The sequence below is a fragment of the Labrys sp. ALF-8 genome, from assembly GCF_059699065.1.
The window spans coordinates 3,189,262-3,214,879 of sequence record NZ_AP048537.1 but is presented as its reverse complement, the minus strand read 5'-3'; the positions used below and the strand labels follow the sequence as shown (position 1 = coordinate 3,214,879).

The 25,618-nt window shown below is 65.0% G+C and carries 22 protein-coding genes; 10 read left to right on the top strand and 12 right to left on the bottom strand.

What is annotated here, in order from left to right; genetic code table 11:
• The first annotated feature begins 11 nt into the window (after positions 1–11).
• From pstA to phoB, 4 genes are all read left to right on the top strand, one after another.
• Complete coding sequence (gene pstA, locus AC6H34_RS14810; RefSeq protein WP_448149231.1) at positions 12–833, top strand: phosphate ABC transporter permease PstA; 822 nt, start codon at positions 12–14, stop codon at positions 831–833.
• An 8-nt stretch (positions 834–841) separates the two neighbouring features.
• Entirely contained in the window at positions 842–1,654 is an 813-nt protein-coding gene (gene pstB / locus AC6H34_RS14805; protein WP_448149232.1) for a phosphate ABC transporter ATP-binding protein PstB, read from the top strand.
• A gap of 61 nt (positions 1,655–1,715) precedes the next feature.
• A complete protein-coding gene (gene phoU, locus AC6H34_RS14800) occupies positions 1,716–2,435 on the top strand; it encodes a phosphate signaling complex protein PhoU (RefSeq protein ID WP_448149233.1) in 720 nt (239 codons plus the stop codon).
• Positions 2,436–2,449: 14 nt separating this feature from the next.
• The gene (gene phoB / locus AC6H34_RS14795; RefSeq protein ID WP_448149234.1) at positions 2,450–3,151 is read left to right on the top strand and encodes a phosphate regulon transcriptional regulator PhoB; all 702 of its coding nucleotides are present in this window, start codon (positions 2,450–2,452) and stop codon (positions 3,149–3,151) included.
• A gap of 120 nt (positions 3,152–3,271) precedes the next feature.
• Here the strand turns inward: phoB and AC6H34_RS14790 are convergent, their stop codons facing one another.
• Positions 3,272–4,828: an MFS transporter gene (locus tag AC6H34_RS14790; RefSeq protein ID WP_448149235.1), complete on the bottom strand. Its 1,557-nt coding sequence runs from the start codon at positions 4,826–4,828 to the stop codon at positions 3,272–3,274.
• Between the two features lie 225 nt (positions 4,829–5,053).
• On the opposite strand from AC6H34_RS14790, the gene AC6H34_RS14785 reads away from it, so the two are divergent.
• Positions 5,054–5,959, top strand: coding sequence for a LysR substrate-binding domain-containing protein (locus AC6H34_RS14785; RefSeq protein WP_448149236.1), 906 nt, complete (start codon positions 5,054–5,056; stop codon positions 5,957–5,959).
• A 51-nt stretch (positions 5,960–6,010) separates the two neighbouring features.
• Here the strand turns inward: AC6H34_RS14785 and AC6H34_RS14780 are convergent, their stop codons facing one another.
• The 9 genes from AC6H34_RS14780 to AC6H34_RS14740 all read right to left on the bottom strand — a co-directional run bounded on the left by AC6H34_RS14780 (position 6,011) and on the right by AC6H34_RS14740 (position 15,619).
• Positions 6,011–7,243, bottom strand: coding sequence for an RNA polymerase sigma factor (locus tag AC6H34_RS14780; protein WP_497539266.1), 1,233 nt, complete (start codon positions 7,241–7,243; stop codon positions 6,011–6,013).
• Between the two features lie 7 nt (positions 7,244–7,250).
• Positions 7,251–7,610, bottom strand: coding sequence for a YciI family protein (locus tag AC6H34_RS14775; protein ID WP_448149238.1), 360 nt, complete (start codon positions 7,608–7,610; stop codon positions 7,251–7,253).
• Between the two features lie 188 nt (positions 7,611–7,798).
• A complete protein-coding gene (locus AC6H34_RS14770) occupies positions 7,799–8,752 on the bottom strand; it encodes an aldo/keto reductase (RefSeq protein ID WP_448149239.1) in 954 nt (317 codons plus the stop codon).
• An 86-nt stretch (positions 8,753–8,838) separates the two neighbouring features.
• The gene (locus AC6H34_RS14765) at positions 8,839–9,285 is read right to left on the bottom strand and encodes an RrF2 family transcriptional regulator (protein ID WP_448149240.1); all 447 of its coding nucleotides are present in this window, start codon (positions 9,283–9,285) and stop codon (positions 8,839–8,841) included.
• A 148-nt stretch (positions 9,286–9,433) separates the two neighbouring features.
• Positions 9,434–9,724, bottom strand: coding sequence for an RNA-binding S4 domain-containing protein (locus AC6H34_RS14760; protein WP_448149241.1), 291 nt, complete (start codon positions 9,722–9,724; stop codon positions 9,434–9,436).
• Positions 9,725–9,727: 3 nt separating this feature from the next.
• Positions 9,728–13,174, bottom strand: a complete 3,447-nt coding sequence (locus tag AC6H34_RS14755) for a helicase-related protein (protein WP_497539265.1) — start codon at positions 13,172–13,174, stop codon at positions 9,728–9,730.
• Positions 13,175–13,933: 759 nt separating this feature from the next.
• The gene (locus AC6H34_RS14750; protein WP_448149243.1) at positions 13,934–14,269 is read right to left on the bottom strand and encodes a hypothetical protein; all 336 of its coding nucleotides are present in this window, start codon (positions 14,267–14,269) and stop codon (positions 13,934–13,936) included.
• Positions 14,270–14,418: 149 nt separating this feature from the next.
• Positions 14,419–14,883, bottom strand: coding sequence for a cyclic nucleotide-binding domain-containing protein (locus AC6H34_RS14745; RefSeq protein WP_448149244.1), 465 nt, complete (start codon positions 14,881–14,883; stop codon positions 14,419–14,421).
• 49 nt (positions 14,884–14,932) lie between these two features.
• Positions 14,933–15,619, bottom strand: a complete 687-nt coding sequence (locus AC6H34_RS14740; protein WP_448149245.1) for a response regulator transcription factor — start codon at positions 15,617–15,619, stop codon at positions 14,933–14,935.
• A 191-nt stretch (positions 15,620–15,810) separates the two neighbouring features.
• Here AC6H34_RS14740 and AC6H34_RS14735 point away from each other — a divergent pair, with 191 nt between their 5' ends.
• Positions 15,811–16,341, top strand: a complete 531-nt coding sequence (locus AC6H34_RS14735) for a L,D-transpeptidase family protein (protein WP_448149246.1) — start codon at positions 15,811–15,813, stop codon at positions 16,339–16,341.
• Between the two features lie 179 nt (positions 16,342–16,520).
• Here the strand turns inward: AC6H34_RS14735 and AC6H34_RS14730 are convergent, their stop codons facing one another.
• Positions 16,521–17,183, bottom strand: coding sequence for a YggS family pyridoxal phosphate-dependent enzyme (locus tag AC6H34_RS14730; protein WP_497539264.1), 663 nt, complete (start codon positions 17,181–17,183; stop codon positions 16,521–16,523).
• A gap of 145 nt (positions 17,184–17,328) precedes the next feature.
• On the opposite strand from AC6H34_RS14730, the gene AC6H34_RS14725 reads away from it, so the two are divergent.
• Positions 17,329–18,096: a hypothetical protein gene (locus AC6H34_RS14725; RefSeq protein WP_497539263.1), complete on the top strand. Its 768-nt coding sequence runs from the start codon at positions 17,329–17,331 to the stop codon at positions 18,094–18,096.
• 29 nt (positions 18,097–18,125) lie between these two features.
• Here the strand turns inward: AC6H34_RS14725 and AC6H34_RS14720 are convergent, their stop codons facing one another.
• Complete coding sequence (locus AC6H34_RS14720) at positions 18,126–21,194, bottom strand: hypothetical protein (protein WP_497539262.1); 3,069 nt, start codon at positions 21,192–21,194, stop codon at positions 18,126–18,128.
• A 215-nt stretch (positions 21,195–21,409) separates the two neighbouring features.
• Between AC6H34_RS14720 and leuS the strand changes: the two genes are divergently transcribed.
• Genes leuS through holA form a run of 3 tightly spaced genes read left to right on the top strand, consistent with a single transcriptional unit; the run spans position 21,410 to position 25,616 of the window.
• Positions 21,410–24,037 carry a leucine--tRNA ligase gene (gene leuS / locus AC6H34_RS14715; protein ID WP_497539261.1) on the top strand — a complete coding sequence of 876 codons (2,628 nt, stop codon included), beginning with the start codon at positions 21,410–21,412 and terminating at the stop codon, positions 24,035–24,037.
• On the top strand, positions 24,024–24,554 hold the full coding sequence (gene lptE, locus AC6H34_RS14710) for an LPS assembly lipoprotein LptE (protein ID WP_448149251.1): 531 nt from the start codon (positions 24,024–24,026) through the stop codon (positions 24,552–24,554). The genes leuS and lptE overlap by 14 nt, the downstream gene beginning before the upstream one ends.
• A gap of 36 nt (positions 24,555–24,590) precedes the next feature.
• Complete coding sequence (gene holA / locus AC6H34_RS14705) at positions 24,591–25,616, top strand: DNA polymerase III subunit delta (RefSeq protein ID WP_497539260.1); 1,026 nt, start codon at positions 24,591–24,593, stop codon at positions 25,614–25,616.
• Positions 25,617–25,618 lie beyond the last annotated feature (2 nt).

Below are 25,618 nucleotides of genomic sequence, written 5' to 3'. Positions count from 1 at the left end.
GGGTCAAGACCATGGATCGCCTCGCTCGCCGCCGCTCCGTCGACTACGTCATGAAGGCCATCTCCGTGGGCTTTGCCGCGATCTCGCTGCTGGCCCTGGCCTGGATCCTCATCACGCTGCTGGGCCTCGGCCTGCCAGCGCTCACCAGCACCATCTTCACCAAGACCATGGCCGAAGGCGGTCTGCTCAACGCCATCGTCGGCAGCCTGATCATGATCTTCATCGCGCTGCTGATCGGCGCGCCGCTCGGCATCATGGCGGGCACCTTCCTGGCCGAGGCCGGCCGGGGCAGCAAGTTCGCGGAGGCGGTGCGCTTCATCAATGACATCCTGCTGTCGGCCCCCTCGATCCTGCTCGGCGTGTTCGTCTACCTGATGGTGGTCGTTCCGATGGGCGGGTCTTCCGGCTGGGCCGGCATCATCGCCCTCGCCATCATCATCATGCCGGTGGTGGTGCGCACCACCGAGGACATGCTGACCCTGGTGCCGCTGGCACTGCGTGAAGCCGCCTTCGCCCTCGGCGCCCCGATGTGGAAGGTGATCATGTCGGTGACCTGGCGCTCGGCCCGCACCGGCATCGTCACCGGCATCCTGCTGGCCCTGGCCCGTGCCGCCGGCGAAACCGCCCCGCTGCTGTTCACCGCCTTCGGCAATTCGAACTGGACGCTGGATCTCGGCGGCGCCTTCCCCAGCCTGCCGCTGGCAATCAACCTGTTCGCCCAGAGCCCGGATCCCAACCAGGTCTCGATCGCCTGGGCTGGCGCCCTCCTGATCACATTCGGCGTGCTGGCCTTGAACATCATCACCCGCGTCGCGCTTGCTCCCAAAAAATGAGTGCTCCCATGTCCGCTCCCAACGCCTCGATTGCGGTTGCCGACCGTCCGGTTGCCGATCCCAACGCCGCCACCAAGCTCAAGGTCGAGAATCTCGACTTCTACTACGGCGAGAAGCATGCCCTGAAGAAGATCAACCTCAACGTGGCCGAGCGTCAGGTCACGGCGATGATCGGTCCCTCGGGCTGCGGCAAGTCCACGCTGCTGCGCGTGCTCAACCGCATGTACGACCTTTATCCCGGCCAGCGCGCCGAAGGTAAGGTCCTGCTGGACGGGCAGAACGTCATCGGCAAGGAGATCGATCCGGCCGTGCTGCGCGCCCGGATCGGCATGGTGTTCCAGAAGCCGACGCCCTTCCCGATGTCGATCTACGACAACATCGCTTTCGGCGTGCGCCTGCATGAAAGCGTCTCCAAGTCCGAGATGGACCAGCGCGTCGAATGGTGCCTCACCAAGGCGGCGCTCTGGAACGAGGTCAAGGACCGCCTCGGCGCCTCCGCCCTCGGCATGTCGGGCGGCCAGCAGCAGCGCCTGTGCATCGCCCGTACTATCGCGGTAAAGCCCGAAGTAGTGCTCCTCGACGAACCGACCTCGGCGCTCGACCCGATCTCCACGGCGAAGATCGAGGAACTGATCGACGAATTGAAGCGCGAGTTCACCATCGTGATCGTGACGCACAATATGCAGCAGGCGGCACGCAGCGCCGACACCACGGCCTTCTTCTACCTCGGCGACCTCATCGAGGTTGGACCGACGAACAAGATCTTCACCAACCCGAATGACACCCGCACGCAGGATTACATCACCGGCCGTTTCGGCTGATCCGCAAGCAGGTATTCAGGCCGCCGCACAGGCGGCGGCGACAAGGAATTTGGAGAGCGGCATGTCCGATCACATCGTTACCTCCTTCGATCAGGAATTGCGCGAACTGCGCAACATGATCGCCGAAATGGGCGGCCTGGCCGAGAAGAGTGTCGCAGACAGCGTCGAGGCGCTGCTCAAGCGGGACTCTCAGCGCGCCAAGTCGGTCATCGAACTCGACAACACCATCGACCGGCTTCAGCGCCAGGTCGAGGAGAGGGCCATCCTGATCATCGCCAAGCGCCAGCCGCTGGCGCTCGACCTGCGCGAGATCGTCTCGGCCTTGCGCGTGGCCAACGACCTCGAGCGTATCGGTGACCTTGGCAAGAACGTCGCCAAGCGCGTCATCGCCATCCAGGGACACGTGCAGTCCAACCAGCTCTTCGGTGGCTTCGACCACATGGCCGATCTCGTGCTCGAGCAGCTCAAGCAGGTGCTCGATGCCTTTGCCCAGCGCAATGTCGAGGAGGCGCTCGCAGTCTGGAATTCGGACGGCGAGATCGATGCCATGTACACCTCGCTGTTCCGCGAACTCCTGACCTACATGATGGAGGATCCGCGCAACATCGGCTTCTGCACCCACCTGCTCTTCTGCGCCAAGAATATCGAGCGCATCGGAGACCACGCCACCAACATCGCCGAGACGGTGCACTATCTGGTGACCGGGGAGTCGCCCGCCGGCGAACGACCGAAGGCGGATACCAGCACCTCCCTTGTCGACCTCCCCGTGCCGGCTAAGTAACAGAGGGATCGGCCATGCCTCCCAAGGTTCTGATCGTCGAGGACGAAGAAGCCCTCACGCTCCTGCTGCGCTACAACCTCGAAGCCGAAGGCTATGAGGTCGACAGCGTGTCGCGGGGCGACGATGCCGAGATCCGCCTGCGCGAAAGCGTTCCCGATCTCGTGCTGCTGGACTGGATGCTGCCTGGCCTGTCAGGCATCGAGCTTTGCCGCCGCATCCGCATGCGGCCGGAGACCGAGAGGCTGCCGGTGATCATGCTGACGGCGCGTGGAGAGGAGACGGAGCGGGTGCGTGGCCTCGCCACCGGCGCGGACGACTATGTGGTCAAGCCCTTCTCCGTGCCCGAGCTTTCCGCGCGCGTGCGGGCCCTGCTGCGCCGCGCCAAGCCCGAGCATGTCTCCTCCCTGCTCAAGGCCGGCGACATCTCGCTCGACCGCGAGACCAAGCGGGTCCATCGCGGCAATCGCGAAATCCGCCTCGGACCGACGGAATTCCGCCTGCTGGAGTTCCTGATGCAGGCGCCTGGCCGGGTCTTTGCCCGCGAGCAACTGCTCGACAGCGTCTGGGGCCGCGACGTCTATATCGACGAGCGCACCGTGGACGTGCATGTTGGCCGCTTGCGCAAGGCCATGAACCGTACCCGGGAAATCGATCCCATCCGCACCGTTCGCGGTGCCGGCTACTCCTTTGACGAGACCTTCTCCAAGCAGGGCTGAGCCGGCGCGCGCGAATATCGCGATATCTGCCCGGAGACTCTATGCCGAGAAGGGCGCACCCCAGGGGTTGCGCCCTTCTCGTTGCCGTACGGTTTCGGAGGGAGATCTTCCCGGGGACGGTCAGCAAGCCTCTTCCATGGGGCAGCCCAGCGCGGCGGCATGTCGCCGTCGCCCGAAGATCACGAAGCTCGTTGCCGCCAGCGCCCATACCCCCAGCGCGCCATAAAGCATCACCAGACCGAACCCATGCATGAGCGCAGCGTGCACGGCCGCGTCCGTCGGTACGGCAGATGACAGTCCCGGCATGCCCTGCCGGAGCGAGTCGAGATTTCCGGCGGCAATGGTCTCTGCCAGCAGGCGCAGTTGCGTGCCCTCGATCACTCCAGGCAGGGCGTCCGCCAGAGAAGAGGCGACACCCGCCACCAGGATCACGCCCATCAGGGCGATATTGATGGCCAGGGTGATCAGCCTGGCGCTGACATCGATGCCGGACGCCATGCCCGTGCGATGCATGGAAACGGAGCCCGTCGTGGTGTTGGTCACCGGCGTGTTTGTAAGGCCGAGTCCGCTGCCGGCGACAATGCAGCCCGGGAGCATCGTCAGCCAGTTGGCATGATCGAGAGCGGTGCCAAGCATCATCAGGATGAAGCCCAGCCCGATCACGAAAAGCCCCCCTGGAATGACCACGCGGGCCTGGTAGCGCAGCATGAGACGCTCGGCCAGCGGCGGTACGAAGAGGGTCGGCAGCGTATAGGCCAGCAGGGCCGCTCCGGCGGCCACGGTGTCGTATCCCAATCCTGCCTGGAAATAGATCGGCAGGTAGATGATGAAAGGCCAGAAGCTGAAGTTCATGCCGATGGAGCCCATGATCGCGCCGGAGAAGTTCCTGATCCTGAAGACGGAAAAATCGAACATCGGGCGTGCGCTCATCCGCTCGACCAGGATGAAGAGCAGGAAGCTTATCGCTGCCGCAGCCAGGATGAGGAGGGCGGCGAGGCTGGTGAAGCCGAGGTCAGGCCCCTGCGTGATGAAGTAGGCCAGGCCGAACACGGCCACCGACAAGGTGACGATGCCGAGGATGTCGAGCCTCTCGGCCTGGGGATCGCGTGATTCCCGGACGCCCACTAGGGCCAGGGCCAGAGTGAGGACGGTCAGCGGCACATGCACCAGGAACACCCACTGCCAGGTCGCCAATGCTACGATCACCGCGCCGATGATGGGACCGAAGCCCAATCCTATACCCAGTACGATCCCCCACATCGCGAAGGCCATGCTGCGCTCACGTCCGGCCTGAAACTGATGCGAAAGGATGGCCGTGAGGCAGATCAGCATGGCGCCGCCGCCCATTCCCTGCAGGAACCGGCTGGCGATCAAGAGGGGCGCGCTAGGTGCAAGGCCGCAGATCAGCGAGGCGACGCCGAACAGGATGAGGCTGAGGATGAACACCAGCCGCCGGCCATAACGGTCGGCCAGCGTTCCAGTCGCCATCAGCACGGTCGTGCAGGCGATTGTATAGGCATTCATGATCCACTGCATGCCCTTGAAGTCGCCATGCAGCACCTTCTCGAGAACGGGAAGGATCACCGGCACGCTGGAGATCTCCAGGGAAAACATCAGCGCGGCCAGACAGAGCGCGGCAAGCGCGATGCGATTGCGCGGGACGCTGGAGACCGCCATCACCTCTCGCTCCCCATTGAAGGGATGGCCAGCAGCGGCGATGGCCTGGAAATCCCGAACGGGTGACCGACAACCTGTCGGCGCCTCCCGGATCCGATTGCTTGAAAGCGTGACGTCATGAGCATTCTCCGAAGTTCTATCGAGAGAATGCATATGAGATTGGACGATCCATTTACATTATGACCGATATAGACTTATCGTCCTGTTTTTTGGACGATGAGGACGATGCTCAATCTCAACGATCTCCAGCTCTTCGTTCAGGTCGTCGATCATCTAGGGTTTGCGGCGGCCTCCCGTGCCCTGACCATGCCGAAGTCGACCCTTGCCAAGCGCATCGGCGATTTCGAGCGCGAGCTCGGCGTACGCCTGATCCAGCGCACGTCCCGCAGCTTCACCGTGACGGAGGTCGGCCAGGACCTCTACCGCCACGCGGCCGCCATGCTGATCGAGGCCGAGGCTGCCGAGGCCATGCTCAAGGGCCGCCTTGCAGAGCCAAGCGGCACCGTGCGGCTGACCTCCTCCATCCTCATGGCGCAGATGTATCTCGCCGATATCCTGCCGGCCATCGCCTTCGCCTTTCCCAAACTGCAGATCGTGCTGCACGCGACCGACCGCTTCGTCGATCTGGTACAGGAGAGCTTCGACATCGCCATCCGCATTCACTACGCACCGTTGCCCGATTCCGATCTCGTGAGCAGGCGCATCGGGTTCTCCCCCAACTACCTGGTTTCCTCGCCTGGATATCTGGAAAAACACTCCCTGCTCCGGAGCCCGCACGATCTGGCCGAGCATGACGGGCTGCTGTGGTCGACGGCCGCGAAGGCCACGGCATGGTCCTTCAGCCGTGTTGGCGACAGACCTCTCTCCGTCAAGCCACGCCCCCGCTTCACCTCCGACGATCCGGTCACCTTGCTGAAGGCTGCCGTCGCCGGGCTGGGCATCGCATCGCTGCCAGGCAAGATGTGCGTGGAGGCGATCGAGCAAGGCCGGCTTGTGCGGGTGCTGCCGGAGTGGGATGTAGGCGGCGAGACCACGACAATCCTGACGCCACACCGTCGCGGGCAATTGCCATCTGTCCGAACCGTGGTGGAGTTTCTGGCCGAACGGCTTTCCAGGACGATCATCGACTGATCTGCCGGCAAGGCGCCGCCTGAGGGGCGCCCCGGACTCCAGCCGCTCCGGCTACAGTTCTTCCATCCTCCCCTGCAGATAGCGGCGGATGGCCGGGTCGCGTTCCAGACCGATGGCGCACAGATAGGCTTCCCGTGCCTCGCATTGCCGCCTGGCCCGCGCCAGCAACTCCGCACGGGCTGCCCAGTAGGGCTGGTACTCAAGCAGGCGCGCATCCCCCGACAACGCGTCGAACACGGCGAGCCCCGCCTCCGCGCCCTCGACATGGGCGAGCGCCACCGCCCGATTGATGGCGGCGACCGGCGAACGAGTGATGAGGACCAGCGCGTCGTAGAGCTCGACGATCGCCGTCCAATCCACGGCATGCCCCTTGCGTCGGACCGCATGCGCCGATTGCAGCGCCGCCTCGAGCTGGTAGCGCCCGAAACGTCCGACGCTCACCGCGCGGGCCAGCAGCGTCTCGGCTTCATCGATGAGCGCATCGTCCCAAAGCAGCGTGTCCTGCCCGGCCAACGGCACGAAATCACCCTCCGGACTGCGGCGCGCGGCGCGGCGGGCCTCGGCATGCAGCATCAGCGCCAGGAGGCCCAGCACCTCGGGTTCGCCAGGCATCAGCGAGGCGATGAGGCGGCCGAGCCAGATACCCTCGGCAGCCAGGTTGCGCCGGCGCGGCTGGGCCCCCTCCGGATCGGCCCAGCCTTCGGCATAGACCGCATAGACTGCCTCCAGCACTGCATCGAGCCGGTCCGCGAGTTCCTCGCGTTCGGGCACGCGGAAGGGTATGCCGGCCTCACGAATCTTGGTCTTGGCACGCACCAGCCGCTGGCTCATGGCGCCCGGCGAGATCAGGAAGGCGGTGGCAATTGCGGCGGCGTCTAAGCCGAGAACCGTCTGCAGGATGAGCGGCGCGCGCACGCCTGCGTCGAGCGCCGGATGGGCGCAGGCGAACATCAGGCGCAGGCGCTCATCGGGAATGGCATGGTCCTCGGCCCCGATCATGGCGAGTTCCTCGATCTGCCGGGTGACGTCGCCCGTCTTCTCCAGGCGGATCTTCGCTTTCCGGGCACTGTCGATCTGGCGGCGCCGGGCCGCCGTGAGCAGCCAGGCTTCGGGATTATTGGGAATGCCGCTCGCCGGCCAGTGCTCCAGCGCGGCCGCGAAGGCATCGGCGAGCGCATCCTCCGCCCCGGCCACATCGCCGGAGCGAGCCGCCAGGAAGGCGACCAGCTTGCCATAGCTCAGCCGGGCAACGCTTTCGGCAAGGCTTGAGGCGGAGAGTGCCACCGGTCGGTCAGCCGTACTGCGTCATGTCCCAGACCGGGCGGACCTCGATGGTGCCGCGGCTGGCGCCGGGGCAGCGCGCCGCCCAGCTTAGAGCTGCATCGATATCGGCGACATCGATGAGATAATAGCCGGCTAATTGCTCTTTTGTCTCGGCGAATGGCCCATTCAGCACCTGAGTCTTGCCATCGGCCACGCGCACCGTGGTGGCGGAAGCCGTCGGCCGCAACCGGTTCGAGCCGAGCATCACGCCGGAAGCCTTGATCGCCTGCGTGTAGGCGCCATAGGCAGCCAGCGTTTCACTGGTGGTTGCCGGATCTGCATTCAGCATCGCCTCTTCATTGGCATAGATCAGAATCGCGAATTGCATTGGATCTCTCCTCGGTCAGCCGCGCGGTCTCGCCCGGCAGCACAATGACGCGCGATCTCCGCCCTCTTCGACTCAGCCTCCGAAAATCTGCGGCGCGTTGCTCTCCGGCCCGCTGCCGGAAATGGCAAAATCTAACAGCGCCCGGTGCGTCAGGTCGGGCAAACGCTCCGACCTGAACACGCTCCGGTTCAGGGCGCGCTGACCTTGGTCAGATGATCGATCTCGGTCGAGCCGAGATTGAGCTCGGTTGCCTTGATCAGGTCCTGCAATTGCTCGACGCTGGTGGCGCTGGCGATGGGCGCCACGATGCCCGGCCGGGCGATCAGCCACGCGATGGCGATCTGGGCCGGTGTCGCATGCTTGGCCTGCGCGACGGCGTCGAGCGCCTCAAGGATCCGCAGCCCGCGTGCATTGAGATATTCGCTCATCCCGCTGCCACGCGCCGAACTCTTGGCGAAGTCGGCGGGCGTGCGGTACTTGCCGGACAGAAAACCCTTGGCAAGAGAAAAATAGCTGGTCACCCCGATCTCGTTCTTCAGGCAGAAGGCTTCCAGTTCCGTCTCGTAACCGGCACGATCATAGAGATTGTAGTGCGTCTGCAGGTTCTCGAAGCGAGGCCACAGTTCCTTCGTGCTGATGGCGAGAGCCTTGAACATCGTATTGGCGCTGTGATTGGAATTGCCGATCACGCGTACCTTGCCGTCCTTCACCAAATCGGCATAGGTGCCGAGCGTCTCCTCGAGAGGTGTCTCGGGATCCTCCCAGTGGGAAAGGTAGAGATCGATATAGTCGGTCTGCAGGCGCTTCAGCGAAGCTTCCACCGCACTCTTGATATAGGCGGCCGACAAGCCTTTCTTCCCCGGGCCCATTTCCGAACCGACCTTGGTGGTCAGCACGATGTCGGAGCGGTTGCCGCGAGCCTTCATCCATTTGCCGATGATGGTCTCGGATTCGCCGCCTTGGTTGCCGGGTGCCCATGCCGAGTACACGTCGGCCGTATCGACCAGGTTGAACCCCGCCGCGACGAAGGCGTCGAGCACGGCAAAGGACGCCTTCTCGTCAGCGCTCCAGCCGAAAACGTTGCCGCCAAGGCCCAGCGGAGCAACCATAAGATCGGAGCGTCCAATCGCACGTTTTTCCATGAGTATTCTCCGTCTCGTCGCTTATCGGGAAAGTAGCTGGCGAAGCGGCCCGGCGCAGGAGCGCGCCGGCAACCGCGATGGAAGGATCAGATCGAATAATTCAGTTCGGGCTCCCTCACGCCCGCCCCGCGCATCTCCTCGACCGACATGTTGTCGAGCAGGTCGGAGGAAAGGTCGCGTACGCGGCGCATCAGGAGGCGCACGGTGCAGCCTGGAACATCCGGACAGTCGAGGCAAGGCTGATAAGCGGTATGGCTCGCGCATGCGATCGGCGCAAGCGGGCCGTCGAGGACGCGGATTGCATTGCCCACGCTGATCTCGCTGGCGTTGCGAGCCAGCATATAGCCGCCTCCCTTGCCCTTCCTCGATCGCACCATCCCCGCAACCCGCAATTCAGCCAATATGGCATCGAGGAACTTCTTGGGGATGCGGTTGGCCTGAGCGATCTCCTGGCTCTGCGCCGTCTCTCCCGGCGGCAGGCCGGCAAGATGAGACAACGCCTTCAGACCGTATTTGCCCTTGTTCGTCAGCATGCGCCCTGAGTACTCCGCCCGTACGACACAGTCGACCACGTCTATTCGCAATATAGGGAATATCGAACGGATGGATAGACGGGCGGCGCGGAGATTTGTCCGCCGCATCCCGAGGCGAAGTGCGGCAACCCCGGTTCTCCCTACATCGCTACCGAGGAGGCTCCGGAGACAGGTCCTCATAAAGCGTCTGGGCTTCCGTCGCGGGGCCGCGCCGCTCGCCGAGGGCCTTGACGCGATAGACCCGGACCGTGCGCTCCAGGGCGACGGTGAGAACGTCGCCGGCCTTCACCGTCTTGGCCGGCGCATCCGTGCGAGTACCGTTGACGCGAACATGACCGTCCGCGACCAATTTCGCCGCAAGAGAGCGTGTCTTCACAACACGCGCATGCCAGAGCCATTTGTCGATCCGTAGGCGATCCTGGCTGCCGGCATCGCTCATCGCCTATTTTTTGTCCGGCTTGCCGCCCTGCATCTGCTCCTTCAGGGCGAGCAGCTTGGCAAAAGGCGAATTCGGATCGGGAGCACGATTGGAGTCACGCCCCTGCGGCCGCGCGTCGCTCGACCAGTTGCGCGGCCCGCGATCGCCCCCTCGATCCTGACGGTCCGGACGCGGCCCCCGATCGGGACGCCCCTCGCCGCCCGGACGGCGCTGGCCATCGCCGGACTTGCCCTCGGGACGAGGCCCCCGCCCCTCGAAGGGCTTGCGCTCTCCCTGAGGTTTGCCGTTGCCGCGGTCGTCACGGCGCGGCCGATCGAAGCGCCGCTCGCCCTGGCGAGCCTCGGCTCCTTCGGCAGCGGGAGCCGGCGCGGCCCCGTCGGCCGGGGCCGGGCGTCCACGACGGAAACCGCCACCTGCACCATTGTCGCCCTGGCGTTCCCCACCGGCATGGCGGTTGCCATGCTGCGGACGGTTGTGCTGGCGCGGGTGGTGACGCTCGAAACGGGCCGGACGCCACACTTCGATTTCCGGAATTTCCTCGACGGCCGCTTCGGATGCGGTCTCGCCCTCCGGCATGGCGACAGCCTCGCCGGAAGATTCCGAAACTTCCTGGAAGGATTCTTCGTGCGGCGGCGAGCCCACCACTTCCATCGCGTCGATCTGTGCCGCGGTCGGCGCGGCGATCTCTTCGGCGACCGATGCCTCGGCCTGCTCGACGACTGCCGGGACGGATTCGGCCTCTTCAGCCGGCATGGCAACCGCCTCGCCGGACGCTTCGGAAAACTCCTGGAAGGATTCTTCGTGCGGCGGCGAGCCCACGACTTCCATCGCATCGATGGCGGCCGCGCCGGGAGCGACATCGTCCACCGCGGTCGCGGGAGCGGCCTCGTCGACAGCCGCGGTCTCCTCCGTGGCCGCAGCCTCCTCGCTCACGGCCGGAGCAGCGGGCTCCGTCGGTGCCGGCAGGCGGATAGCCTGGGTGATCGCAGGTCCCTTGCGCTTCTCGGAGCGATAGCCGAGCCCGCGAAGGATGGATGCGAAATCCTCGCCCGAGCATCCGACCAGCGAGGTCATCTGCACGCTGGCGACGAAGGCATCGCCATCGGCCGTGCCGGTCGGAGGCTGGCCCACGGTGGTGCCCGGACGATAGGCGATCGCCGGCCGGATGAGATCGGCCAGGCGTTCGAGAATGTCGACACGCACCGCCCTCTCGCCGCACACGCGATATCCCACGAGACGGTAAAGGTTCTTGTCGATGGACTTGTCGGCGGGCATCGAAGTCCGGCCGGAGGCGGCCAGGTGCGGGATCTCGTCGAGGCCCTTCTGGTCCAGCCCGCCATGTGTGAGCGCCCACAGCTGCGCCGCGAGGGCGCGCGGGGCGGGCTTCATCAAGGCCGGCAGGTAGACGTGATAGGCACCGAAGCGAACGCCGTGCTTGCGCAGCGAGGCACGCTGGTTCTGGTCGAGCTGCTTGAGATCCTCCGCCACCCTTGCACGGTCGAGCACGCCGAGCGCCTCCACCAGCTGGAAGGCGATGCCCTTGGCGAGGCCCTGCAGGTCCTCGGCCTTGTCGAGCGCCAGCAAGGGGCCGAGCAGTCTGGTGATGTGATTGCCGATCCAGATGTCGAGACGGGTCTGAACCGCATCGCGGGCTGGACCGGTCAGTTGCTCGTCGGCCAGCAGGCGAATGCGCGGGCCGAGCGGCTTTTCGCCCCCGACGAGCTTGGCCACGGGCTCGCCGATCCAGCGCACGGTACCATCGCTCGCCAGTGCGAATTCGGTATCCGGTGCCTGCGAGAACTTCTGGCTACGCGACTCGATCTCGCCAGCCAGAGCCTTGGCCGCGGCTGCTCGCAGGGCGCGGCCACTCTCCCCGTCACCGGCACTCGGGTCCGGGGCGAACTGGAAGCCCTGAAGCGTCCCGACATGCTGACCTTCGACAATCACATCGCCGGTTTTGGTAATTTCAGTCTCAAGCATAGCGTTTTCTCTAAGGCGCCGCATCAGCACGCTGGTGCGACGGTCGACAAAGCGTTGGGCAAGCCGTTCGTGCAGAGCGTCGGAGAGTTTGTCCTCCACACTGCGTGTCACACCTTGCCAATGAGCGGGGTCTTTCAGCCAGTCAAGCCGATTAGCCGCAAAAGTCCAGGTTCGGATATGGGCGATACGCGTCGAGAGCGTATCGATGTCGCCGTCGGTCCGATCCGACATGGCAACCTGACGGGCGAACCAGTCGTCCGGGACCTTACCCTCCCTCATCAGGAATCCATAGAGATTCGTGATGAGATCGGCATGGGAGTGAGGCGAAATCTTGCGATAGTCGGGCAAGCCCGCCACCTCCCACAGCCGGGCGACGGCCTGGGGCCCGTGAGCGTATCGCCGGACCTCCTCATCCCGGGAGACGATGGAAAGCGCGCGTATATCGTCGGCATCAGGAGCCCGCGTCAGCCCCTGTTCCTCGGGAGTGGCCGAGAGAGAAGCCTGCAGGGCCGCGAGCGAGGCGAAGTTGAGAGCGGGATTGCGCCATTGCAGCACCTTGATGCTGTCGAAGCTGTGCCCCTCCACGGCCTCGACCAGTTCGGGCTCGAAGGGATCGCAGCGCCCTGTGGAGCCGAAGGTGCCGTCGCGGACATGACGCCCCGCACGGCCTGCGATCTGGCCGAATTCGGAGGGCGTCAGGCGCCGGAACTGGTAGCCGTCGAACTTGCGGTCGCCGGCGAAGGCGACGTGATCGACGTCCAGATTGAGCCCCATCCCGATGGCGTCCGTGGCCACGAGGAAATCGACATCCCCGTTCTGGTACATCGCGACCTGCGCATTCCGGGTGCGCGGCGACAGGGCGCCGAGCACCACGGCGGCTCCGCCCCTCTGCCGGCGGATCAGTTCGGCGATCGCGTAGACCTCGTCGGACGAAAAGGCGACGATGGCCGTGCGCCGAGGCAGGCGGGTCAGCTTGCGGTCGCCGGCGAAGATCAGGTTCGAAAGGCGCGGACGCGTGACGACGTTGACGCCCGGTATCAGCTTCTCCACGATCGGCTTCATCGTCAATGAACCGAGCAGCAGCGTCTCGTGGGTTCCGCGGCGATTGAGCAGGCGGTCGGTGAAGACGTGGCCGCGTTCGAGATCGGCGGCGATCTGGATCTCGTCGAGGGCGACGAAAGGCGCCTCGATGTTGCGCGGCATCGCCTCGACCGTGGCGACCCAGTAGCGCGCCCGCTCCGGCTTGATCTTCTCCTCGCCCGTCACCAGGGCCACGAATTCGGCGCCCACCCGCTCGACCAGCTTGTTGTAGACCTCGCGCGCCAGCAGGCGCAGCGGCAGGCCGATGATCCCCGCGCCATGGCCGAGGAGCCTTTCGATGGCGAGATAGGTCTTGCCGGTATTGGTAGGCCCCAGCACCGCGGTCACGCCGCGGGCGCGCATGGGCGGGGGCAGGATGGGAGGCAGCATCAAGGTCTCGGCGGTCTTTCGGGCGTCAGTCTGGTGGGAATGCCGGACATTCCCGATTCACGGATTGCCGGACACCCCATGTCCCGCGACGGCCAACTCTTTGTCTCGATACACTCCCCTGGCCCAGGAAGCTGTAGACCTTACCGGGAAATGCTCCGGGAAAACACCAATCAAGGGGCTTTTTCCTGCTTGCTGGTAACAGACGCGAAGGAGTCTGTCTTGCTATGAAGCACAATATGGCGATCGCAAAGCCAAAATTTAACCCCTCGAACAACGCTGGAACGAAGCACGGCCGAATCGCTGCAGGGACTGATTTCACGTCTCGTTCCCCCATCCGGCACCATGGTTAAGACGGCGGCGGGGTCCAGGCGGGGCGCGAAAACGGCCCTGTCCCACTTTGAAGCGCCCTTCCACCCGCCGCCGCGATCCGATTAACGAATGGAACGACCGTTGAACGAAGAACGGCCGAATCACTACCTTCCGCCGTCATTGTACTTCCGCAGGCCCTGTACTCCCGATGACAGGACCATCGCCCCAGCCGGGAACGCCGTAAAACGGGCGCCGCGGCGCATCCGGCGGCCATGCATGGTTAAATCCGAAAATGGGTCAATCCGAGGGGTTCTTCCGGCCGGTGTTTAACGTCCGGAACGGGCCCTGAACGAAGCACGGCCGAATCGCTGACACCGACAAACCCGGCGGATGCCGGTACGAAAAAGGCGGGCCGCGGCCCGCCCTCCCCGGATCCGATGATCTCATGCCTTACCAGCGGCGATAGTAGCGGTAAGGGCGATAGTAGCGCGGCCCGTGGTAGTAGCGGGGGCCGTAGTAATAGCGGGGCCGGTAGTAGCCGGGACCGTAATAATAGCGCGGTCCATAGTAGCGATAGACCCGGGGCCGGACGCGCACGCACCGCCCCCAACGATTCTGAACCCAGCCGCGACCGCAGGGCCATACGACATCCTGCAGCAGGTTGGAGGCACCCTGCCGATGGTTCATCGCGGGTGCGGCCGGCATGGCCGAAGAGGCCTGCACGGTGGCGAAGATTCCCATCAGGGCGACGAAGGCAGCGAAGATCAGTTTGGCGGGTGTTCTCATCCCCTAGTCTCCTCAGCGTTCCAGTAACGGAGAAACTATCAAGCGCTGGCTGAACCGCGTCTGAATGGAACTTGTTCCGTCCCGTCCCGAGACAGGCGGATACGTCACGCTTAACATTTCGAACGAGGCCGGAACGAAAGGCGAGCGAATCAGCTCCCGCCAGGCTTCTTCGCGGAAGATTCGTCGCCCAGCTTGAGGAGCCTGTCCTTCACCTCGGCCAGTTCGCTCGAGATCTGGAACACGCGCTGCCTGAGTTCGGCCGCGATGCGGGCGGCGGCGGCCGGATATTCCTCGAGCGTGCGCCTGAACATCTGGCGCGACAGGCGCAGGATGACGGTGGGTTCGCGGGCGATGGCGGTGGTGGGGCGCCGCGTCTCCGACACCAGCGCCATCTCGCCGATCAGGGTGCCGGGGCCGACGACGGCGGTCGCGACGTCGTCATCGATCAGGGTGATGCTTCCGCTCACCACCACGAAGCTGTATTCGGAGATATCGTCCTTGCGGAACAGCGTGTCGCCTGCCCGCAGGCGACGACGTTCGGACGAGAATGCGAGCAGACGCAGGGCGTCGCGGTCCATGTCGCGGAACAGCGCGACCTGAGCCAGCAGAGCCATATCTTCTTCGAGCGCCATTCGCCACTAACAGTCAGTCGGCCCGCCTGGATCAGGGAACGAGCTTGTAACCGCCCCCCTCAGTCACGAGGAGCGCGGCATTGGAAGGATCCTTCTCGATCTTCTGACGCAAACGATAAATATGCGTTTCCAGCGTGTGGGTCGTGACGCCCGAATTGTACCCCCAGACCTCCTGCAGCAGCACATCGCGCTGCACCGCCTTCTGACCGGAACGATAGAGGTAGCGCAGGATCGAGGTTTCCTTCTCCGTCAGCCGGACCTTGGAGCCCTTCTCTGTGAGCAGCAGCTTGGAGGCGGGCTTGAAGGTGAAGGGGCCGATGTTGAAGACCGCGTCCTCGCTCGTCTCGTGCTGGCGCAGATGCGCGCGTACCCGCGCAAGGAGCACGGCGAAGCGGAAGGGCTTCACCACATAGTCGTTGGCACCGGCTTCGAGCCCGAGAATGGTATCGGCATCGGAATCATGGCCGGTGAGCATGATGATCGGCGACTTGAAGCCGTTCTTGCGCAGGAGCTTCACCGCCTCGCGCCCGTCCATGTCGGGCAGGCCGACATCCATGATGACGAGATCCAGATGGTCCGCCTTGGCTGCCTGCACAGCGCGGCTGGCCGACTCCGCCTGGATGATCTCGAACTCGTCATACAACGCCAACTGCTCCGCCAGAGCTTGGCGCAGCTCATTTTCGTCATCGACTATAAGAATTTTGCGACTGCCGGACATGACAATCCCCAAAGACAAAAACAGTGGAACGTAACAAGCAGGCGGGGCGCTTTGCGGGGCGCGGCAGCAAGGCCCGTGACGATGCATTCGCATGGCCTCTATCGCATTATGAAAGCATGCGCCATGATTTGTGAAATGTCGGAATGTCCTTTCGACAAAGAATTTGCGACCAAGAAGCCGGAAATTGCCTCGTGAAGTATAAAATAAGCCTCGTACGGGTTCGGGCTTCGGCCCTAGACCGAACCAAGGGGCGGCTGACGATAGCCGGCGTGTCGTTCCCCTGCGTGCTTGGCAGGAGCGGGCTCGTCCGGGCCAAGCGGGAGGGCGACGGCGGCACGCCGCGGGGCATCCTGCCCCTGCGCGGCCTGCTCCAGCGCCGCGATCGCGGGCCCCGCATCCCCTGCGCGCTGACCTTCCATGCGATCCAGCCGGAAGATGCCTGGTGCGACGACGTGACCGATCGGCGCTACAACAAGCCGATCAGGCGCCCGCTCGACCAGACGAGCGAGGAAAGGCTCACACGCGCCGACCGGCTCTACGACATCATCGTACCGCTCGGCTGGAACGACGGGCCGACCGTGAAGGGGCGCGGCAGCGCTATCTTCTGGCACCTTTCGCGCGAAAACGGCACACCGACCGCCGGATGCGTGGCGGTGGCGCCCGAAGTCTTCCGCAAGGTGCTCCCGCGCCTGTCGCATCGTACGGTGATGATGATCGGTTAGAGCGTTTTGTATTTTGACGGAATCGGCAAAACGCAAAGACGCGTCGAAAACCAAAGAGCTGGAGAAAAGCGGCGTTTCTACCTAAACGCGCTTTGCTCTGGCGCTGGGAGCCTGGCGCCTCCTCTTTTTGACAAGCGTCGCGCATTCAGGAGCAGGCAGGGAAGCCTGTGCGCCCGGTGCTACCTTGCCCCAAAGATCGCGCTGCCCACGCGCACATGAGTCGCGCCGACCTCGATCGCAGTCTCGAAGTCGCTCGACATGCCCATCGAAAGCAGCGGCAGACCATTGCGCCTGGCGATCTTGGCCAGCAGGGCGAAGTGAGGACCCGGCGACTGGTCGACCGGCGGGATGCACATCAGTCCCTCGATCTTCAGGCCATGCTCGTCGCGGCAGGCGGCGATGAAGGCGTCGGCCTCCTGCGGCGTCACGCCGGCCTTCTGCTCCTCTTCCCCGGTATTCACCTGCACCAACAAGCGGGGCGCCTTGCCCTGCCGAGCGATCTCCTTGGCGAGAGCCTGCGCGATGGAGGGGCGGTCGACGGTGTGGATCACGTCGAACAGCGCCACGGCCTCCCTTGCCTTGTTCGACTGGAGCGGGCCGATGAGATGCAGTTCGATCCCGGGAAAGCGGGCCTTGAGATCGGGCCACTTGGCCTGCGCCTCCTGCACCCGGTTTTCGCCGAAGACGCGCTGGCCGGCCTCCAGCACGGGCTCGATCGCATCCGGCCCGAAAGTCTTGGAAACGGCGACGAGGGTCACCGAGCCAACTGGCCGATGGGCATCGGCTTCGGCTCTGGTGATGGCCAGGCGGACTTCGGCAAGATGATCTGATACATCGGACATGGCAGGGCTTCCGGCAGGTGCGCGGGCGCACGGATCGAGCCTGGAGATAGCGCCGCCGCGATCCGAAGGCTATCGGAACATCACTTTGCCATGATAACAGTCCTCAACTTCGCGCGAAGATCCCACTTTGCAGGAAAGTGCGTCCATGTTCCGACTTGCCGGTCGAAGGGCCGCCATCGCCCTCCTTTTCCTCGGCAGCCTCGCGCTGCCGGCACAGGCTCTCGATATCGGTCCCCAGACGGTGCCCGTGAAGATCCTCGGCATCACCGTCGATGTCCCCGTGACCGCGACGCTCGACATGCATACCGATGCCGACCGAATGGCGCTCAACCTCGCCGCGACGGGTGACCTCAAGGACCTCCAACAGAAGGCCCTCGACATTGCGCGCCGCCTGCCGCTTCCCGATGATGCCTGCCGGCGCAAGGGGGCGAACATGGTGGTGGACAGCGTCGATGGCGCCCACATCCGTGCCGACGGCGACACCGCCGTGCTCGACATCTCCGGGCAGATGACCGCCTGGGCCTGCGCCAAGGTTCTGGGCCAGAAGGTCAAGACCAAGCTGGCCACCGACACCGTCTCCATTACCGTTCCGGTCGAGCTCTACACGCCGACCCCCCACGAGGTCGCATTGCGGGTGAAGGGCGAGGCGGAAATCCGCACTGGCCATCCCGAGACCGCGCAAGCCGCGTCCGCCATCCTCGGTGATGTCAATGCCCGCCTCACGGCAGCCATTGCCAAGGCGCTCGAATCGGACAAGGCGCATGCCGTGGTGCCCGAGATTCCCGGGCTGGACGTGAATATCGACAAGGCCAACTTTGCCGAGGACCAGGGCACGCTGCTGGTGAAGACGCATGTCCAGGGCCACGCCACCAGCGATGCCGTCAACGGTCTGCTGGAATACCTGAAGCACTGAGACCGTCTCGTGGCCACGGGGACGGCGGCTCAGGGCCTGCCGCCCGTGGGAACGGACAGCCCCGGCGCCAGATTTGCCGGCTGCCCGGAAGCCCGACGTTTCCAATCCCCCGCCAGCGCCACGGTGTTGCCGAAGACGCTGGCGGCGCCCGCGAGCGTCTGCACCGAGGCACTCGGCGCCATGAAGCGCTCGGCATCGATGCCGCAGCAGCTGGAGATGCCGTCGCTCAAGCCGCGAGAAAGGCACGACATCGGCGCGAGTTGCATGGGATCGCCAAGGATGACGGCTTGTTTCGCGCGGATGAGGCCACCCACGGCGTGCTGGGGTGGAATCTGGCCGGCACCGTCGATGAGCAGCCATCCCAGGGCTTCCGGCTCCAGGGAGCCGAACCAGCGTTCGATGCCTTCGAAAGTGGTCGCGATCACGGGAATGACGCAGGAGAAGGTGGCCCAAAGGTCGGGCATGAGGGGCCGCATCTTCTGCGTCCACTCGGCGTTGCCGGAAAAGCAGCGGAACAGCAGGTCGAGATTGCTGGAGATCGGCTTGGCGGCAACATCGACGAAGGCCCGGTGAAGCGCCATCGCGGCGGAAAAGAGATCCTCGCGCAACCGGTTCGTCTCGGCGCTCATCCACGGAGTGTCGCCTTGGACCTCGGCATCCGGCCGATCGAAGAAGGCTCCGTCGACGAATTGCAGGCCGCTCAGGGCAATTGCCTCGTCGATCGCCCGCGCCTCCGACAGCTTCCGGCTCTCCTGCTCATTCGCAGCATGACGGAGCCTTGCCAGAAGAGCCGCCGTCTCGTCCTGTCGGGACCGCGTCGCTCGAATCCTGGCCTCGAGAGTGCCGAGCTTCTCGGCGAGCCCTGCTTTCCGGCTCTCCAGTTCCTCCCGCGCGTGCTCCCAGGCCTGGCGCTTGGTCGAGCCGAGCAGGCGGCCGAGCAGGGACGGCTTGCCCGCGGCATGGTCCCGTACCGCCTCTTCGGCCTCCGAGGAGGCGAGACGCACTGCTTCGGCCTGCGTCTCGAGTTCCAAGCGAAGCGCCTGGAGTTCCTGCCCGGCCGTGTTCGCGGATGCGATCTCGGACTGCAGCGCAGTCTCCGTCTCCGGGTCCACGCGCTCGCCCAGCGCGATCCTCCCCCGCTCCAGCACTTCGAGCCGCGCACGAACCTCAGCGGCCCTGGTCTTGAAGAGGCGCTGGGCCTCCTGCCATCGTGAGACGGCTTCCGTCCTGTCCGGCGGCCTCTCCACCCTTGCCACGACTGGCGAACGTCGCTGCACCGTCGCCTCACTCCCCTTTGGGGTCTGGGACAGGCCGGCGGCTTCCAGCAGATAGGCCCTCAAGCCGTCTTCCCCCTCCCCCCAAACAGCCTCCCTTAGCCGATCAAAATCGGAAGCTCCGCCGAGCGCCGCGGCAATGAGCCCCCAGGCGCGCCTCCCCCTGTCGTCCGACGGAGCGAGGCGATCGGCCACAGTCGGGAAATAACGCAGCTCCGCGCGCGCACCGTCGACGGCATCGAGGCCCGTCAGTTCAGCCGCGATAGCTCCCGCCGCGTCGCCCGATGACACGACCAGGATCTCGAGGCCCTTCAGCATATCGTTGATCGCATAGCGATCGGCGAAACCGTCGGTCGCCCGCACCTTGCCGATATGGCTGAAGACCTCGCGCGGGCTTGATATCTCGGACATGACCTGGGCTCGGCGGATCACCAGGCCGGCGACGAGATCCCGCAGGACCGCACTCCCGCCGGTGCCCGGCGACGGCCCGTTGATCGGCAGGAGGCGGGACGACTCGTCACCGTCCAGGGCCAGGTTCACGGCCGCCTGCTGCAGCAGCACGAGGGGGCGGCTCCTGTTGGCAGCCCATTTCCCGGGAGGGATCCGTGCGGGAGCGAGCGCCTCGGCGAGCGCAATGTCGTTTCCCCTCAGATCGGTGCGACCAGGCGCTGTCTTCATGCCGAGGTATCTGGCGAGATTCTCGCCGGCACGGCCGCCGGCGAGCCGCTGCCGGGCGGCCGCCAGATCGGCAAGATGCAGGCTTTCGATACTGGGCGAATCAGGAAGGTGCTCGCCGCGCCAACTGCGATCAAAGCGGATGGCGAAATGCGGGCCGACAACCAGCTCCGCCGGAAGTTTCAGGCCGGTAGCCAGGTGCTCGAACAGCATCCTCAGCCGGGAGACCGTGAGGGGTGGCGGTTGCCCGGTCCCGTCCGGCGCGCCCAGCATCTCTTCGACCTGGCGAAGCATGGCCTGCCGCACCTGCGCCCAGCCGGCGAGGTCCGAGAATTCGCGCTTGAAGGCCAGCGGCAGTGCCCAGGCAAAACTGGCAAGGGTCACCGCCAGGCCCTGCACCGGCCTGCCGTCACGATCGAGTGTCAGCATCGCGATCGGCGCAAACCCGTTGGGCGCCGCGCCATCGATCTTCGCGTCCCCGTAGACCTCGAACAGGCGGGCGCCTGCCTCATCGAGGCGGATGGCTCCCAGGATCACCTGATAGAACACGCCGCCCTGCGGGTTGCCGCCTTCGCCGGACAGCCAGGACGGCTCCTCTCCTTCGGAGAATTCAACGATGGTCGTCGTCACGCCGTCCGCGAACTGGGAAGGCTGCGAATATTGGGCGGACGGTGAGAGAACCTCTGCGAGAATCCAGGCGTCGAGCACTCGCGCCGCCTGGGCCTGGTCCACCTGGAGCCGCTGGAGGGGGTCGGAAACCGGCTCCTGCCGGCTGGGCGGCCGGCTCGTCGAACTGGAACTGAGCGCCCTCGACGGCTCGGGCGGCATGGCATCCGGCTCGTCAGGCGCAGGCGCGGAGGATGCCGCTGCGGCTCCAGGAGGCTTGGCGGCGGGTCCGGTGGAATCCCGGCCGGTGCCGGCTTCGACACGAGCCTTCTCCCTCGCGCTCCGGCGGGCCATCTTGTCCGCATCGATATGTTCGGATACCCGGCGAAGCAGCTTCTTGGCCTTGGGAACGCTCCGACACTCCAGTTCCCTGGCGATTTCCCGGATCTTCCGGCCGTCCTGGACAGCCGCCGCCGTCTCGAAGGCTTCCTCGAGCTGCAGAATCGAAAACGCAATGAAGGGACGAACGGTCGGCTTGCCCATGCCCAGCCCTCAGTGTCCGTTACCGTATTGCCTATTTTATGAACCGCCCTAAGTTTTAGGCATGCATTCCGATTTGGGCAACGATGAACCGCATCCGCATTCATTTCCCCACACAAAGCTGGCAATAGCGTGCTCGCGTCGCTAAAAGCCTTCATCCTCCCCACACCAACGAGACGCGTGCTCGTTCTGGCCTACCTTTTTTGAGTTGCTGTTCCATGACCACCGAGCGCTATAACGCCCGCGAAGCCGAACCCAGATGGCAGAAGACCTGGGCCGACGACGCCATCTTCGCCACGAAGAACGAAGATGCGCGTCCGCGTTACTACGTGCTGGAGATGTTCCCCTACCCGTCGGGGCGCATCCATATGGGCCATGTGCGCAACTACACCATGGGCGACGTGGTGGCACGCTACCGCCGGGCCAAGGGCTTCAACGTCCTGCATCCCATGGGTTGGGACGCCTTCGGCATGCCGGCCGAGAACGCCGCGATGCAGAACAAGTCTCATCCGGCCAAATGGACCTACGCCAACATCGACACGATGCGCGGCCAGTTGAAGTCGATGGGCCTGTCGCTGGACTGGAGTCGCGAGATCGCCACCTGCGATCCCTCCTACTACCGCCACCAGCAGGCCATGTTCCTCGACTTCCTGCAGGCGGGCTTGGTGGAGCGCAAGGTTTCCAAGGTCAACTGGGATCCGGTCGATCATACCGTGCTCGCCAACGAGCAGGTGATCGACGGTCGCGGCTGGCGCTCGGGCGCGCTGGTGGAACAGCGCGAACTCGTGCAGTGGTTCTTCAAGATCACCGACTACTCGCAGGACCTGCTGGACGCCCTCGACACGCTGGATCGCTGGCCGGAGAAGGTCCGACTGATGCAGAAGAACTGGATCGGCCGCTCGGAAGGCCTGCAGGTTCGCTTCATGCTGGACAGGGACACCGTCCCGGCCGGCGAGAGCGAACTGGTGATCTATACCACGCGCCCCGATACGCTGTTCGGCGCCAAGTTCATGGCCATCGCGCCCGACCATCCGCTGGCCAGGGCGGCAGCCGAGAAGAACCCGGCGCTGGCTGCCTTCATCGAGGAGGTGCAGCGCACGGGCACGTCGGAGGCCGCCATCGAGGCAGCGGAAAAGAAGGGTTTCGACACCGGCATCCGGGCCGAACATCCCTTCGATCCCTCCTGGAAACTGCCTGTCTACGTCGCCAATTTCGTTTTGATGGAATACGGCACGGGCGCCATCTTCGGCTGCCCGGCGCATGACCAGCGCGACCTCGACTTCGTCAACGCCTATGGTCTGGGCAACACGCCGGTGGTGTGCCCGCCGGACCAGGATCCCTCGACATTCGTGATCTCCGACACCGCGTATGACGGCGACGGCGTGCTGATCAATTCGCGCTTCCTGAACGGCATGACCATCCCCCAGGCGAAGGAGGAAGTCGCCAGGCGCCTGGAAAGCCAGACGCGCGGCAACATGCCGGTGGCCGAGCGCAAAGTGAATTTCCGCCTGCGCGACTGGGGCATCTCGCGCCAGCGCTACTGGGGCTGCCCGATCCCGGTCATCCATTGCGAAGTCTGCGGCGTCGTGCCCGTTCCTAAGAAGGACCTGCCGGTCAAGCTGCCGGATGACGTCACCTTCGACAAGCCGGGCAATCCGCTGGACCGCCATCCGACCTGGCGCCACGTCTCCTGCCCGCAATGCGGACATGACGCCCGCCGCGAGACGGACACGATGGACACCTTCGTCGATTCGTCCTGGTATTTCGCCCGCTTCACGGATCCGTGGGTCGAGACCTCGCCGACCATCCGGAAGGAAGTCGACGAGTGGCTGCCCGTCGACCAGTATATCGGCGGCATCGAACATGCGATCCTGCACCTGCTCTACAGCCGCTTCTTCGTGCGCGCCATGAAGAAGACCGGCCATGTCGGGCTGGACGAACCGTTCAAGGGGCTGTTCACCCAGGGCATGGTGGTGCACGAAACCTATCGCGGGCCCGATGGCGAATGGGTGGTGCCCGCCGATGTGCGCATCGAGGGTGACGGTACCGAACGCCGCGCCTTCAACAACCGGACGGGAGAGACTGTCGAAATCGGCTCGATCGAGAAGATGTCGAAGTCGAAGAAGAACGTCGTCGATCCCGACGACATCATCGCCGACTACGGCGCCGACACCGCCCGCTGGTTCATGCTGTCGGATTCACCCCCGGAGCGCGACGTGATCTGGACGGAGGACGGCGTGCAGGGTGCCGGCCGCTTCGTGCAGCGCGTCTGGCGAATCGTGAACGAAATCCTCGCGCATGAGGCCGGTGCTGCCGGCCCCGAAGCCGGTGGGGAGGAGGCCCTGTCAATCCGCAAGGCAGCGCATCGGGCGCTGGCGGCGGTGGAGACGGATATCGAGCGCCTGGCCTTCAATCGCTGCGTCGCCCATGTCTACACGCTGACCAACGTGCTGGGCCGCGCACTGGACGGTTTCAAGCATGGAGAAGCCGTGCCGGCGGATATTGCGGCCGCTCTCAAGGAGGCCGTCATCATCCTCGTGCAGTTGATCGCACCGATGATGCCGCACTTGGCCGAGGAGTGCTGGGCACTGCTGGGCACGCCCGGCCTCGTGGCCGAAGCCGCCTGGCCCCAGGCGGAAGCTGCACTGCTCGTGGACGATACCGTGACCCTCCCGGTACAGCTCAATGGCAAGAAGCGCGCCGACGTGACGGTGGCGAAATCGGCATCGCCAAAAGAAGTCGAAGCTGCCACATTGGCGAACGAAGCGGTTCAGCGTGCCCTCGAAGGCCGCGAACCCAAGAAGGTGATCGTGGTGCCGGGAAGGATTGTGAATGTCGTCGTCTGATCGGATAACACGCCGCAGGGCGCTGTTTGCACTGGCGCTCGTCCCCACCCTGATGCTTGGCGGCTGCTTCCGCCCGATGCTGGCGGACCCGGCCAACGGCGCGCCCGGCCTGAAGGACCGCCTAGCTGCGATCTCGATCGACCCGGTCGACGATCGGGTCGGCCAGCAGGTGCGCAACAAGCTGTCCTTCAACCTTACCGGCGGTGACTATGCGCCGCCCCCACGCTACACGCTGGCGCTGGTGACATCGAGCTTCGCGGATTCCGCCCTCGTGGACGCGCTCAACCTCACGCCGCAGATCGACACGGTGACCCTGACCTGCGACTTCACGCTGAAGGATGCCGCGACGGGCAAGGTGCTGTTCAAGGCCAAGACCAACACCCGCAAGTCCTATGCCTCGGGCCTGCAGCGCTATGCCACGGTGCGCGCGCAGCGTGACGCGGAGAACGACGCGGCGGATGTCATGGCGGACCAGATCCGCCTGCGCCTGGCGACCTGGCTCGCCGACCACCCCTGACGATTCCGTCAGACCTCAGAAGGGGTTGAGGACATCATGGCGACGATCGAGCGGCGCGCCGTCGATGCCTTCGTCAAGAAGCCTGACGCGCATTTCGCGGTTATCCTGGTCTACGGGCCGGACACCGGTCTGGTGAGCGAGCGTGTGCGCGCGCTCGTCGCGGCATCGGTCGATGACGTCGAGGATCCCTTCCAACTCGTGCGCCTCGACGGTGACGAGGTGAGCAGCGATCCCGCGCGCCTCGCCGACGAGGCCTTCACCATCCCCCTCTTCGGCGGCCGGCGAGCCGTGCGGCTGCGCGCGGGCAATCGCAGTCTCGTGCCGGCGGTCGAGCCCGTCCTCGCTAATCCGCCAAGCGCCTGCCGGGTGGTGATCGAGGCCGGCGATCTCAAGAGAGGCCACGCGTTGATGACGCTGGTGGACAAGTCGCGGGCCGGGGCCGTCATTGCGTGCTTCGGCGACGAGAGCGCCAATATCGGCCAGATCATCGCCGAAGAGGTGGCAAATGCCGGTCTCACCATCGCTCCCGATGCACGCGAGATGCTGATGGGTCTTCTGGGCGGCGACCGGCTGGCAACGCGTGGAGAGCTGAGGAAGCTCACGCTCTATGCCCACGGCGCCGGCCGCATCGAGGCAAGCGATGTCGAGGCCGTGGTGGGCGACGCCAGCAGCCTCGCCACCGACGAGATCATCGACGCAGCCTTCTCCGGTCGTGCGGATGCACTCGACACCACGCTGGCCAAGGCCTGGAGCGAGGGTGTCAACACATCGCAGCTCGCGGGGATGGCGCTGCGCCACGCCCTCCTCCTGCACAAGCTGCGGGGCGAGGTCGAGAAAGGGCGGCCAGCGGCGGGCGTGGTCGAATCGATGGGGATGCAGATCTACTTCCGGCGCCGGGCGGCGGTCACAGCGCAATTGTCGGCGCTCACCATGGCGCGGCTCGACCGCATCGTCGCAGACCTGTCGGAAGCCGTGTTCGACGCCAGGCGGAATGCGGCGCTGGCCGAGGCGATCGTCTCGCGGGCCCTGATGCGGATCGCGCTCCTGGCCAAGAGGCGATAGCC

Bases quoted from the DNA above. Each gene is read 5' to 3' on its own strand.
- pstA (WP_448149231.1), top strand. From the start codon at position 12: ATGGATCGCCTCGCTCGCCGCCGCTCCGTCGACTACGTCATGAAGGCC.
- pstB (WP_448149232.1), top strand. From the start codon at position 842: ATGTCCGCTCCCAACGCCTCGATTGCGGTTGCCGACCGTCCGGTTGCC.
- phoU (WP_448149233.1), top strand. From the start codon at position 1,716: ATGTCCGATCACATCGTTACCTCCTTCGATCAGGAATTGCGCGAACTG.
- phoB (WP_448149234.1), top strand. From the start codon at position 2,450: ATGCCTCCCAAGGTTCTGATCGTCGAGGACGAAGAAGCCCTCACGCTC.
- AC6H34_RS14790 (WP_448149235.1), bottom strand. From the start codon at position 4,828: ATGGCGGTCTCCAGCGTCCCGCGCAATCGCATCGCGCTTGCCGCGCTC.
- AC6H34_RS14785 (WP_448149236.1), top strand. From the start codon at position 5,054: ATGCTCAATCTCAACGATCTCCAGCTCTTCGTTCAGGTCGTCGATCAT.
- AC6H34_RS14775 (WP_448149238.1), bottom strand. From the start codon at position 7,610: ATGCAATTCGCGATTCTGATCTATGCCAATGAAGAGGCGATGCTGAAT.
- AC6H34_RS14770 (WP_448149239.1), bottom strand. From the start codon at position 8,752: ATGGAAAAACGTGCGATTGGACGCTCCGATCTTATGGTTGCTCCGCTG.
- AC6H34_RS14765 (WP_448149240.1), bottom strand. From the start codon at position 9,285: ATGCTGACGAACAAGGGCAAATACGGTCTGAAGGCGTTGTCTCATCTT.
- AC6H34_RS14760 (WP_448149241.1), bottom strand. From the start codon at position 9,724: ATGAGCGATGCCGGCAGCCAGGATCGCCTACGGATCGACAAATGGCTC.
- AC6H34_RS14755 (WP_497539265.1), bottom strand. From the start codon at position 13,174: ATGCTGCCTCCCATCCTGCCCCCGCCCATGCGCGCCCGCGGCGTGACC.
- AC6H34_RS14750 (WP_448149243.1), bottom strand. From the start codon at position 14,269: ATGAGAACACCCGCCAAACTGATCTTCGCTGCCTTCGTCGCCCTGATG.
- AC6H34_RS14745 (WP_448149244.1), bottom strand. From the start codon at position 14,883: ATGGCTCTGCTGGCTCAGGTCGCGCTGTTCCGCGACATGGACCGCGAC.
- AC6H34_RS14740 (WP_448149245.1), bottom strand. From the start codon at position 15,619: ATGTCCGGCAGTCGCAAAATTCTTATAGTCGATGACGAAAATGAGCTG.
- AC6H34_RS14730 (WP_497539264.1), bottom strand. From the start codon at position 17,183: ATGTCCGATGTATCAGATCATCTTGCCGAAGTCCGCCTGGCCATCACC.
- AC6H34_RS14725 (WP_497539263.1), top strand. From the start codon at position 17,329: ATGTTCCGACTTGCCGGTCGAAGGGCCGCCATCGCCCTCCTTTTCCTC.
- AC6H34_RS14720 (WP_497539262.1), bottom strand. From the start codon at position 21,194: ATGGGCAAGCCGACCGTTCGTCCCTTCATTGCGTTTTCGATTCTGCAG.
- leuS (WP_497539261.1), top strand. From the start codon at position 21,410: ATGACCACCGAGCGCTATAACGCCCGCGAAGCCGAACCCAGATGGCAG.
- lptE (WP_448149251.1), top strand. From the start codon at position 24,024: ATGTCGTCGTCTGATCGGATAACACGCCGCAGGGCGCTGTTTGCACTG.
- holA (WP_497539260.1), top strand. From the start codon at position 24,591: ATGGCGACGATCGAGCGGCGCGCCGTCGATGCCTTCGTCAAGAAGCCT.